The organism is Streptomyces sp. WAC05374, assembly GCF_004353505.1.
Lineage (GTDB): Bacteria > Actinomycetota > Actinomycetes > Streptomycetales > Streptomycetaceae > Streptomyces.
Genome location: NZ_SMNQ01000017.1, coordinates 1 through 11719, shown reverse-complemented (window position 1 = coordinate 11719; position 11719 = coordinate 1). Strand labels below are relative to the sequence as shown.

Below are 11719 nucleotides of genomic sequence, written 5' to 3'. Positions count from 1 at the left end.
GGGTGCCCGTAGTCTGTCCCTCGTGGCTGAAACGTCGGAATCAGTGGTGCGCATCCCGGATGCGAAGGTCGCCCTGTCGACGGCCTCGGTCTATCCCGAGTCGACGGCGACGGCCTTCGAGATCGCGGCCCGCCTGGGCTACGACGGCGTCGAGGTCATGGTGTGGACCGACCCCGTCAGCCAGGACATCGAGGCGCTGCGCCGCCTCTCCGACTACCACCAGGTCCCCGTCCTCGCGGTGCACGCCCCCTGCCTGCTGATCACCCAGCGGGTCTGGTCGACCGACCCGTGGGTGAAGCTCCAGCGGGCCCGGGCGGCGGCGGAGAAGCTCGGCGCGTCGACCGTGGTCGTCCACCCCCCGTTCCGCTGGCAGCGCCAGTACGCCCGGGACTTCATCGACGGCATCTGGCGGATGGCCGACGAGACGGACGTACGGTTCGCCGTCGAGAACATGTACCCGTGGCGCTACCGCGACCGCGAGATGCTCGCGTACGCGCCCGAGTGGGACGTCAGCAAGGACGACTACCGCCACTACACGATCGACCTCTCGCACACCGCGACCGCCCGCGTCGACGCCCTGGACATGGCCGGCCGCATGGGAGACCGGCTGGGCCACGTCCACCTCGCCGACGGGCGCGGCTCCGCCAAGGACGAGCACCTGGTGCCCGGGCGCGGCACCCAGCCGTGCGCCGAACTGCTGGAGCACCTGGCGGCCACCGGCTTCGACGGCCACGTCGTCATCGAGGTCAACACGCGGCGCGCCATGTCGGCCGCCGAACGCGAGGCCGACCTGGCGGAGGCGCTCGCCTTCACCCGCCTGCACCTGGCCTCCTCGGCCCGCGTCCGGTGACCGGAGTACGCAGAGGACGCGGCCGGCCGCCCAAGGTCGAGGCGGAGGGCCCGGACGCGCGGACCCGCATCCTCCAGGCCGCCCGCGCCGAGTTCGCCGAGCGCGGCTACGACAAGACGTCCGTGCGCGGCATCGCGAAGGCGGCGGGCGTGGACCCGGCACTGGTCCACCACTACTTCGGTACGAAGGACGAGGTCTTCGCCGCCGCCATCGAGCTGTCCTTCGAGCCCGACCTGATCCTTCCGGCGGTGCTCGGGCACGGCCCCGAGGGCATCGGCGAGCGGCTGGCCCGCTCCTTCATCGGTGTGTGGGAGAACCCGGTCACGCGCACCCCGCTGCTGGCCGTCATCCGCTCCGCGCTCACCCACGAGGCGGCGGCGAAGGTGCTGCGCGGGTTCGTGCTGCGGCGCGTGCTGGAGCGGGTGGCCGACGACCTCGACGTACCGGACCCGAAGTTCCGCGCCGAACTGGCGGCCTCGCACATGATCGGCATCGCGATCCTGCGCTACGTCATCCAGGTGGAGCCGATGGCGTCGGCACGCCCGGAGGACATCGTGGCCATGGTCGCCCCGACCCTCCAGCGGTACCTGACCGAGGCGTGACCGCGTACGGGCGGGTGCGTTGGGACATGTACCGGCGTGACCGCGCCCCGTACCGCACGCGGCGTGACCGAGGACTGAGCCCGCTGTCCCGCAATCCGGACAGCATGTCCAGATCTTGGAGCCGAAGCGTACGCTCGAAACAGACACCTCTCTGTTAAGGAGCGACGGATCATGCCCGAGCTGAGGTCCCGCACTGTCACCCACGGCCGCAACATGGCGGGCGCCCGCGCCCTTATGCGGGCCTCCGGTGTACCGGGCGCGGACATCGGCCGCAAGCCGATCATCGCCGTCGCCAACTCCTTCACCGAGTTCGTCCCGGGCCACACCCACCTCCAGCCGGTCGGCCGGATCGTCAGCGAGGCGATCAAGGAGGCGGGCGGCATCCCGCGCGAGTTCAACACCATCGCCGTCGACGACGGCATCGCGATGGGCCACGGCGGCATGCTCTACAGCCTGCCCTCCCGCGACCTGATCGCCGACAGCGTGGAGTACATGGTCGAGGCCCACTGCGCCGACGCCCTGATCTGCATCTCCAACTGCGACAAGATCACCCCGGGCATGCTGAACGCCGCGCTGCGGCTCAACATCCCCACGGTCTTCGTCTCCGGCGGCCCGATGGAGTCCGGCCGCGCCACCCTGGTCGACGGCACGGTCCGCACCCTCGACCTGGTCGACGCGATCTCCGACGCCGTGAACGACAAGATCTCGGACGAGGACATCCTCCGTATCGAGGAGAACGCCTGCCCGACCTGCGGCTCGTGTTCCGGCATGTTCACCGCCAACTCGATGAACTGCCTGACCGAGGCCATCGGCCTCTCCCTGCCCGGCAACGGCTCCACGCTCGCCACGCACACGGCCCGCCGCGCCCTGTACGAGAACGCCGCCCGTACGGTCGTCGAGCTGACCGACCGCTACTACGCCCAGGGCGACGAGTCCGTCCTGCCGCGCAACATCGCCACCTTCGCGGCCTTCGAGAACGCCATGGCGCTCGACATCGCCATGGGCGGCTCCACCAACACGATCCTGCACCTGCTGGCCGCCGCCCAGGAGGCGGGCGTCCCCTTCGGCCTGGAGGAGATCGACGCCGTCTCGCGCCGGGTGCCGTGCCTGGCCAAGGTCGCGCCCAACGTCGCCAAGACGCGTACGTACTACATGGAGGACGTGCACCGCGCCGGAGGCATCCCCGCCCTGCTCGGCGAGCTGCACCGGGCCGGACTGCTCAACGAGGACGTGCACAGCGTGCACAGCCCCACCCTCGCCGACTGGCTCAAGACCTGGGACGTGCGCGGTGGCTCGCCGTCCGCCGAGGCCGTCGAGCTGTGGCACGCGGCGCCCGGCTGCGTCCGCTCCGCCGAGGCGTTCTCGCAGTCCGAGCGCTGGGAGGCGCTGGACACGGACGCCGCCGAGGGCTGCATCCGCTCCGCCGAGCATGCCTACTCCAAGGACGGCGGCCTCGCCGTGCTGAGGGGCAACCTCGCCGTCGACGGCTGTGTCGTGAAGACCGCCGGTGTCGACGAGTCGATCTGGACCTTCGAGGGCCCGGCGGTCGTCTGCGAGTCGCAGGAGGAGGCCGTCGAGAAGATCCTCAACAAGCAGGTCACCGACGGGGACGTCGTCGTCATCCGCTACGAGGGCCCCAAGGGCGGCCCCGGCATGCAGGAGATGCTCTACCCGACGTCCTTCCTCAAGGGCCGGGGCCTCGGCAAGACCTGCGCCCTGATCACGGACGGCCGTTTCTCGGGCGGCACGTCGGGCCTGTCCATCGGCCACGCCTCTCCCGAGGCGGCGAGCGGCGGCACGATCGCGCTGGTCGAGGACGGCGACCGCATCCGGATCGACATCCCCAACCGCTCCATCGAGCTGCTGGTCTCGGACGACGTGCTGGCCGTCCGCCGCGAGGCCCTCGCCGGCGCGTACGCGCCGAAGAACCGCGAGCGCAAGGTCTCGGCCGCCCTGCGGGCGTACGCGGCGATGGCCACGAGCGCCGACAAGGGCGCCGTCCGGGACGTCACCAAGCTCGGCTGATCACCAGCGGGCCGGATCCTTCGCCGCCACGGCGAAGACCGACCCGTCCGGCGCCGTCGCGAACACCGTGCCGTTCGCGACGGCGGGCGCCGGCAGCAGCGGCGCGAACGTGTACCGCCCGCCGTCCATCCGGGGCTTCGTCACCCCCAGCAGCACGCCGCGCCCGGCGTCCACGGCCAGCAGCCGCCCGTCGGCCGCCGTCAGATAGACGTGCCCGTCCGCCACGACCGGGCGGGACGCCCGCGTCACCCCCGTCTCCAGCCGCCAGCGCTGCGCCCGCTGGGCGCCGTCGCGCGCGGTGTCCACGGCGGCCAGCGAACCGCCCGCCCCGACGACGTACACCACGTCCCCCGCCATCACGGCCTGCGCCTGGTCGACGGGGACGGTGAGCGGCACCCGCCGCGCGTCGCGGTCGGCGGTACCGAGCCGCACGACCGCGTCGGTGTAGAGGTCCGCGTCGGTCGACAGCAGCAGCAGCGCGTCCTCGGACGCCTGTACGGGGCTGAGGGCGCCGCCCATCCGTTCGGTCCACAGCACCCGCCCGTCCACCGGGTCGACCGCCCGCACCACAGTGGCCGCCGCGTCCGCCGTGGCGGCCGCCGCGTAGGCCACCCCGTCGGGACCGGTCACCCACTGCGCGCCGGGCGCCATCCGCTCGCTCCACCGCTCGTCGCCGGTCGCCCCGTCCAGGGCGCGCACGGTGCCGTCCGCCGCCACGAGCAGCACGGAGTCGCCCGCGTGCAGGACGTTCGCGTACGCGGAGACGTCCTTGCCCCACCGGGTCTTGCCGGTGGCCGGGTCGAGCGCCTCCAGCCGGGCCCGGCCGGGCGTCACCACATGGACCAGCCCACCGCACAGCACGGGTGCGGCCCCGGCTTCGGCTCCGGTGTTCTTGGCTTTGCCGGTCGCCGTTCCGCCGGTCGGGACCAGCCAGGCCGTGCCGCCGTCGCGGGGGCCGAGGCGGGCCGCCTTGACGCCGGGGGCGGTGCAGTACAGGGCGTCGGGGGCGGTGGTGGCCGTGCACAGGGGCGTGAGGTTCTCGCCCCCGGCGCCCAGGGTGGCGGACCAGGGCCGGAACGGCTGGGCGGGCCCGGCGTGGGCGGTGGCGGGGGGCGCCTCGTCCGCGAGGCCGCGCACCGCGACGACCCCGCCCGCGATCAGCGCCGCGAGGAGGGCGAGCCCGGCGGCCAGGCGGAGCCGACGGTCACGCCTCCCGGCCGCGCCCGCCTCCGCGCCCGGGGCGGGAGGCGCCGGCAGTGACTGCTCCGTCCGCCGCTGGGCCGGGATGAACGCGGCGGCCGAACCCTCCGGCTCACCGGCCCGCAACTCGCCCATCAGTTCGTCCGCCGTCGGCCGCTCCGCCGGGTCCTTGGCCAGGCACCGCCTCAGCAGCGGCACCAGGTCCTCCGGCACCCCGGCGAGGTCGGGCTCGTTGTGGACGACCTGGTACGCCACGATGTACGGGGAGTTGGAGTCGAACGGGCCGCGCCCGGTCGCCGCGTGGACCAGCACGGCGCCCATCGCGAACACGTCCGCGGCGGGCCCCACGTCCCGGGGCCGCTGGAACTGCTCGGGCGCCATGAACGGCGGGGTCCCGATCAGCTTCCCCGTCTCCGTCCGCAGATCACTGTCGGCCGGCCGGGAGATCCCGAAGTCGATGACCTTCGGCCCGTCGGCGGCCAGCAGCACATTGCTGGGCTTCAGATCCCGGTGCACCACGCCCGCCCGGTGGATGTCGCGCAGCGCCTCCGCGAGCCCGGCGCCCACCCTCCGCAGCTCCAGGGAGCCCAGCGGGCCGTTCCGCTTCACCCGCTCCGACAGGGTCGGCCCCTCGATGAACAGCGTGGCCATCCACGGCCGCCCGGCCTCCGGGTCCGCGTCCACGACCGGCGCGGTGAACGCCCCGCTCACCCGCCTCGCAGCCTGGACCTCCTGCCGGAACCGCGCCCTGAACTCGGGGTCCGCCGCATGCTCGGCATGCACCACCTTCACCGCGAGGCGCAGCCCGGAGCCGGACCTGGCCAGATGGACGACACCCATGCCGCCCGAGCCCAGGCACTCCTCGAGCCGGTACCGTCCTGCGTACTCCGGATGCTCCGCTTCCGGAACCGGTCCGGTGCTGCGCAACGGCGGCATCGCCACCCCCGTGTGTCTTCGTCCGCGCGCGTCCCGCGTCCAGCGCGACGCACGGAGCCTAGTCGATGATGCGTGCGATGCCGTCAGGGCTTGTTAGCCTGCGCGCGGCGCGCGTGCACGGGGTACGCGCATCGACGGGGGAGGGCCACATGGCCATGGAAGACGTCACGGAAGCAGCGGCCGGAACCACGGTCGAGGGCACGGCCTACACGGTGAAGCGCTACCCGGTGGCGCCCGGCTACCGGATCAACGTCCGCAGCGGCCCGGGCACCAACTACAGCATCGTGAAGGTCCTGGCCGAGGGCGTCCGCGTCCCGATCAACTGCCAGAAGCCCGGCACCACGGTCACCGGTCCCTACGGCACGACCAACCTGTGGGACAACATCGCCAACGGCCAGTACGTCTCCGACGCCTACGTGAACACCGGCAGCGACGGTTACGTCGCCGTGCGCTGCTCCTGACCGCCGGACCGCCCGCCCGGGGATAATCGACCCCGTGAGCGAGCAGAGCAGCAGCACCAGCGGCAGCGCGGGCACCAGCACTCCGGCCGGGCCGCAGCCCGAGCCCATCCGCTTCTTCGGCACGACCTGGGTCGGCCACGACGGCGGTTACGGGCTGCGGCGCGCCGGAGTCGCGGCGGGCTCGCTCGCCGCCGCCGTCGCGGGAGCGTTCGTCCTCCGCTTCGCCTACCAGGGTCTGGCCATCGCCGAGGTCGGCGGCTTCGTCAACACCCTGGTCGTCGTCATGTTCGCGGTGTGCACCGCCATCGCCTTCAGCCGGACGTGGCAGGGCTTCACCCGCCGCCCCGCCGACCCCTCACGCGAGGACGCCCTGCGCAGCCTCAAGGCGATCGGCTTCATCGGCTCCCTCCTCGCGTACTTCCTCCGCTCCCTCACCGAGGCGCCCGGCGAGAAGCTGCTGCGCTCCGAGTACGAGACGGCCCGCGCCCAGTACGAGAAGCGCCGCTCCACCCGCACCGGCAACCCGGCCGCCCGCGCCAAGCGCCCCCGCTGACCAGCCCCCACCCCCCTCAGCGCCGCCCCAGCCGGCGCCCCCACTCCTCCGGCCGCCGCCTTCCCGTGTGCGGGCCACCCGGCCTGCCCGGCCCTCGGGACCCCGCCTGCCCTCGCCGCAACACCCGCCTGTCAGGCACCCGGCCCCGTCCACGGCCCGTTCGGCTCTCCGGTTCCCGCCCTCCCTCGCCGGGCCACCCGCCTGTCAGGCACCCGGGCGCCCCGGCCTGGTGCCGTCACCCACAGCACCGGCCCGCCGACCGGAGGCCTCCCGGCTCCTGGGCCCGAGGGCCCGGGCAGCCCCTCACCCACAACCGCCGGTGCCCAACAGCCGCCCACCCCACCCACAGACCGCCCCCATCCCCCCAACACCCGTTCCCGTATCGCCCCACCACACCTTGACGCGCCCTCCCGCCAGGCGCACTATTCATCACGTGATGAATTTTACCGGCCATGCCGTCGAAGCCCATGGCCTCACCGTCGTGCGGGGCCGTCGTACCGTCCTCCGCGGCCTCGACTTCACCGTCCCGCGAGGGCAGGTCACCGGCCTCCTCGGCCCCTCCGGCTGCGGCAAGTCGACGCTGATGCGGACCATCGTCGGCACCCAGGCCAACGCCACCGGCACCCTTCACGTCCTGGGCCGCCCCGCCGGCGACCCCTCCCTCCGCGCCCGCATCGGCTACGTCACCCAGGCCCCCTCCGTGTACGACGACCTCACCGTCCGGCAGAACCTCGACTACTTCGCCTCCGTCCTCCTCCCCGGCCGCGCACAGCGGGAGGCCCGCGCCGAGGCCGTCACACGCGCCATCACCGACGTCGACCTCAGCTCACACGCCGACGCCCTCGCCGGAAACCTCTCCGGCGGCCAGCGCAGCCGCGTCTCCCTCGCCGTCGCCCTGCTCGGCACCCCCGAACTGCTCGTCCTCGACGAACCGACCGTCGGCCTCGACCCCGTCCTCCGCCGCGACCTGTGGAACCTCTTCCACCGCATCGCCACCGACCACCGCGCCACGATCCTCGTGTCCTCACACGTCATGGACGAGGCCGAACGCTGCCACCGCCTCCTCCTCATGCGCGACGGCGAGATCCTGGCCGACGACACCCCCGAGGCCCTGCGCCGCCGCAACGACACGGCCACCGTCGAAGACGCCTTCCTGCACCTCGTCGACGCGGCCAACGCCCTCCAGGAGGCCCAGCGATGAACGGCTCCCGCACCCTCGCCACCGCCGCCCGTGTCCTCCGCCAACTGCGTCACGACCCGCGCACCATCGCCCTGATGCTGCTCGTCCCGATCCTGATGATCACCCTCCTCCGGTACGTGTTCGACGGCAGCCCGGGCACCTTCGACTCCATCGGCGCCTCACTGCTCGGGATCTTCCCGCTGATCACCATGTTTCTGGTGACCTCGATCGCCACCCTGCGCGAACGCACCTCCGGCACCCTGGAGCGGCTCCTCGCCATGCCGCTCGGCAAGTCCGACCTGATCGCCGGCTACGCCCTCGCCTTCGGAGCCCTCGCCGTCGTCCAGTCCGCCCTCGCCACCGCGGCGGCCCTGTGGGTCCTCGGTCTCGACGTCACCGGCTCGCCCTGGCTGCTGCTCCTCGTCGCCCTCCTCGACGCGCTGCTCGGCACCGCCCTCGGCCTGTTCGTCTCCGCGTTCGCCGCCTCCGAATTCCAGGCCGTCCAGTTCATGCCGGCCGTGATCTTCCCCCAGTTGCTGCTCTGCGGCCTGTTCACCCCGCGCGACACCATGCAGCCCGCCCTCGAAGCCGTCTCCGACGTGCTTCCCATGTCGTACGCCGTCGACGGAATGAACGAGGTCCTCCGGCACACCGACATGACCGCCGCCTTCCTCCGCGACGTCCTCGTCGTCGCCGCCTGTGCCCTGCTCGTCCTCACCCTCGGCGCGGCCACCCTCCGCCGCCGCACCGCCTAACCTCGACTCATGATCGACAAAGGACTGCACGACACCACCGGCCGCCGCATCACCCTCCGCGAAGTGGACGACGACAACTGGCGCGCCGTCGCCGACATAGCGCCCCGCGACGACCAGCGGACCTACGTCCCCGCACTCGCCGCCCGCTATCTCCTCCTCTCCCAGCGCGAGGACGTCTGGCACTCACTCGCCGTCCTCGCCGACGACGACGTGACCGGCCACGTCATGTGGGCCCGCGAGGACGACGGCACCCACTGGATCGGCGGCATGCTCATCGACGCCGCCCAGCAGGGCACGGGAATCGGCCGCGCCGCCGTCCGTACCCTCGCGGCCTGGCTCACGGACAAGGAGGACTGCCGCGCCGTCCGCCTCTCGTACCACCCCTCCAACACGCCCGCCCGCACGCTCTACGAGTCGCTCGGCTTCACCCCCACCGGCACCGTCGAGGACGACGAGATCGTCGCCGAACTCGACCCCACACGTACCGCCCATCGGACACTCCCGCCCGGGCCCCGCCACCGGTGCGAGGATGGCGACACGTACCCCCACCGGCGAGGTGAACAGCAGCCATGACCCAGACAGTCGCAGTCCTCGGTACCGGCAAGATCGGTGAAGCCCTGCTCAGCGGCATGATCCGGGCCGGCTGGCCCACCGCCCACCTCCTGGCCACCGCGCGCCGCACCGACCGCGCCGAGGAACTCCGCGCCCGGTACGGCATCGACACCGTCAGCAACGCCGAGGCCGCCAAGCGCGCCGACACCCTCATCCTGGCCGTCAAGCCCCAGGACATGGGCAAGCTCCTCGACGAGCTGGCCCCCCACGTCTCCTCCGACCGCCTCGTCATCAGCGCGGCGGCCGGCATCACCACCGCCTTCATCGAAGAACGCCTCACCGCCGACACCCCCGTCGTCCGCGTCATGCCCAACACCCCCGTCCTGGTCGACGAGGGCATGTCCGTCATCTCGGCCGGCAGCCACGCCACCGGCGGCCACCTAGCCCACGCCGAAGAGATCTTCGGCGGCGTCGGCAAGACCCTCCGCGTCCCCGAGTCCCAGCAGGACGCCGCCACCGCCCTCTCCGGCTCCGGCCCGGCCTACTTCTACTTCCTCGTCGAAGCGATGACCGACGCCGGCATCCTCCTCGGCCTGCCCCGCGCCCAGGCCCACGACCTGATCGTCCAGGCCGCCATCGGCGCCGCCGTGATGCTCCGCGACAGCGGCGAGCACCCCGTCAAGCTCCGCGAAGCCGTGACCTCCCCGGCCGGCACCACCATCAGCGCCATCCGGGAACTCGAGAACCACGGCGTCCGAGCCGCCCTCATCGCCGCCATCGAGGCCGCCCGCGACCGCAGCCGCGAGCTCGCCTCCGGCAACTGACCCCGCCGCCCCGACGCCACCGTCGGCCCCGCCCACCACGGGGCCGACGGGCCGGCGGCGCCACCGCATCACCCCGGCGGCAACAGCCCCACGGCCCGGTAGGCCCTGTCCACCACAGGCCGCGCGATCCCCCGCGCCCGCTCAGCCCCCTCCCTCAGCACCTTGTCCACATACCCGGGGTCGGCCGCCAGCTCGGCATGCCGCTCCCGCAAGGGCCGCAGGCGCTCCACCACCGCCTCGGCCACATCCCCTTTGAGTGCGCCGTACGACTGATATACACCGGCCAACGCCTCCGGGTTCCCACCTCCGCACGCCGCGAGCACATCGAGCAGATTCGCCACCCCCGGGCTCGCCTCCCGGTCGTAGACGACCTCCCGCCCGCTGTCGGTCACCGCCCGCATGACCTTCCGCCGCACCACCTCCGGCTCGTCGAGCAGATAGACGATCCCGGCCCCGTTCTCGTGCGACTTCCCCATCTTTCCGGTGGGGTCCTGAAGATCCATCACCCGCGCCGCCACCTCCGGCCGCGTCGCCCTCGGCACGGTGAACGTGTGCCCGTACCGCTGGTTGAACCGCACCGCCAGGTCCCGCGTGAGCTCGACGTGCTGTGCCTGGTCGTCCCCGACCGGCACCTCGTCCGTCTCGTACGCCAGGATGTCCGCCGCCATCAGCGCCGGGTACGTCAGCAGCGAGACCCGCACGCTCTCCCCGCCCGCCCGCGCCCGCGCCGCCTTCTCCTTGTACTGGATCATGCGCCGCAGCTCCCCGTCCGTGGCCGTGCACTCCATCAGATACGAGAGCCGCGCGTGCTCGTCCACATGACTCTGTACGAAGAGGGTGCAGCGTCCCGGGTCCAGCCCGGCCGCCAGCAGCAGCGTCGCCGCCTGCCGGCTCAGCCGCCGCACCCGCGCCGGATCGTGCTCGACGGTCAGGGCGTGCAGATCCACCACGCTGAACAGCGCGTCCGCCCGGTGCTGATCCACCTCGACCCACCGGCGTACGGCCCCGAGGTAGTTCCCCAGCGTCAGATGCCCCGTCGGCTTGACCCCACTGAAGATCCGCGTCATCCCGTTCTCCTCCGTCTCCTGTCCGAGGCCCCGCCACCGGCGGCCGACCCCTCCCGGAGGGAGATACGCGAACGGCCGCCGAGGCGGCGGCCGTTGAGTGCATGCGTGTGCGCCGGCCGCCGTCAGGCGGCCCACCACTGAGCGGTGAACGCATGCGTTGTCATGCCCCGAGGCTACGGCAGAGGCCCGAGGTTGACATGGCTTTGCCCCGTCCGTAGTGTTCTCCGGGTTGTCCGACGTGAGCGCCGACTCCGGTCGGTCCCCGGACAGCCATTCCGCAAGAACCACTCCGAGCGAGCGACGATGCGTCGCGCCGCTTTCCGTGCGCTTTTGCGAAATGAGGAATCCGCGTTCGAGTGACGCGGCCCCGATTAGCGTCGGAGCCGAGGAATCCGCTAAAGTCTCACTCGTCGGAACGGCCCAACAGCCGGAAAGACAACCCCCTCTGACTGGGAATCAGGCCCGAAAGGATCTGATAGAGTCGGAACCGCCGGAAAGGGAAACGCGAAAGCGGAGAACGGCCCGGCAGCCCGCTCCAGCGGGTGGCGGAAACGGAAAACGGATCTGCTAAGCTGGAAACACGAAAAACCGAAGGGAAGCGCCCGGAGGAAAGCCCGAGAGGGTGAGTACGAAGGAAGCGTCCGTTCCTTGAGAACTCAACAGCGTGCCAAAAATCAACGCCAGATTAGTTGATACCCCGTCTCCATCACGGAG

General features: G+C 72.2%; 11 protein-coding genes. 9 read left to right on the top strand and 2 right to left on the bottom strand.

Going from position 1 to position 11719, the window contains the following annotated elements:
- Nucleotides 1-22: 22 nt before the first annotated feature.
- From E2B92_RS25835 to ilvD, 3 genes are all read left to right on the top strand, one after another.
- Nucleotides 23-850 carry a sugar phosphate isomerase/epimerase family protein gene (locus tag E2B92_RS25835; protein WP_126888908.1) on the top strand — a complete coding sequence of 276 codons (828 nt, stop codon included), beginning with the start codon at nucleotides 23-25 and terminating at the stop codon, nucleotides 848-850.
- Nucleotides 847-1452, top strand: a complete 606-nt coding sequence (locus E2B92_RS25830) for a TetR/AcrR family transcriptional regulator (protein WP_126888907.1) — start codon at nucleotides 847-849, stop codon at nucleotides 1450-1452. Before E2B92_RS25835 ends, E2B92_RS25830 begins: the two co-directional genes overlap by 4 nt.
- 171 nt (nucleotides 1453-1623) lie before the next feature.
- On the top strand, nucleotides 1624-3477 hold the full coding sequence (gene ilvD / locus E2B92_RS25825; RefSeq protein WP_126888906.1) for a dihydroxy-acid dehydratase: 1854 nt from the start codon (nucleotides 1624-1626) through the stop codon (nucleotides 3475-3477).
- Here ilvD and E2B92_RS25820 read toward each other — a convergent pair whose 3' ends face one another.
- On the bottom strand, nucleotides 3478-5613 hold the full coding sequence (locus E2B92_RS25820; protein ID WP_126888905.1) for a protein kinase domain-containing protein: 2136 nt from the start codon (nucleotides 5611-5613) through the stop codon (nucleotides 3478-3480).
- 149 nt (nucleotides 5614-5762) lie between these two features.
- On the opposite strand from E2B92_RS25820, the gene E2B92_RS25815 reads away from it, so the two are divergent.
- The 6 genes from E2B92_RS25815 (at nucleotide 5763) to proC (ending at nucleotide 9938) form a co-directional block, all read left to right on the top strand.
- A complete protein-coding gene (locus E2B92_RS25815; protein ID WP_126888904.1) occupies nucleotides 5763-6074 on the top strand; it encodes a peptidase in 312 nt (103 codons plus the stop codon).
- 34 nt (nucleotides 6075-6108) lie between these two features.
- Nucleotides 6109-6627, top strand: a complete 519-nt coding sequence (locus tag E2B92_RS25810) for a hypothetical protein (protein ID WP_126888903.1) — start codon at nucleotides 6109-6111, stop codon at nucleotides 6625-6627.
- Nucleotides 6628-7063: 436 nt separating this feature from the next.
- Nucleotides 7064-7828 carry an ABC transporter ATP-binding protein gene (locus E2B92_RS25805; RefSeq protein WP_126889426.1) on the top strand — a complete coding sequence of 255 codons (765 nt, stop codon included), beginning with the start codon at nucleotides 7064-7066 and terminating at the stop codon, nucleotides 7826-7828.
- Complete coding sequence (locus tag E2B92_RS25800; RefSeq protein WP_126889422.1) at nucleotides 7825-8562, top strand: ABC transporter permease; 738 nt, start codon at nucleotides 7825-7827, stop codon at nucleotides 8560-8562. Before E2B92_RS25805 ends, E2B92_RS25800 begins: the two co-directional genes overlap by 4 nt.
- Nucleotides 8563-8571: 9 nt before the next feature.
- On the top strand, nucleotides 8572-9135 hold the full coding sequence (locus tag E2B92_RS25795; protein WP_126889423.1) for a GNAT family N-acetyltransferase: 564 nt from the start codon (nucleotides 8572-8574) through the stop codon (nucleotides 9133-9135).
- Entirely contained in the window at nucleotides 9132-9938 is an 807-nt protein-coding gene (gene proC / locus E2B92_RS25790; protein ID WP_126889424.1) for a pyrroline-5-carboxylate reductase, read from the top strand. Before E2B92_RS25795 ends, proC begins: the two co-directional genes overlap by 4 nt.
- 68 nt (nucleotides 9939-10006) lie before the next feature.
- Here the strand turns inward: proC and trpS are convergent, their stop codons facing one another.
- Nucleotides 10007-11005, bottom strand: a complete 999-nt coding sequence (gene trpS / locus E2B92_RS25785; protein ID WP_126889425.1) for a tryptophan--tRNA ligase — start codon at nucleotides 11003-11005, stop codon at nucleotides 10007-10009.
- Nucleotides 11006-11719: the final 714 nt, after the last annotated feature.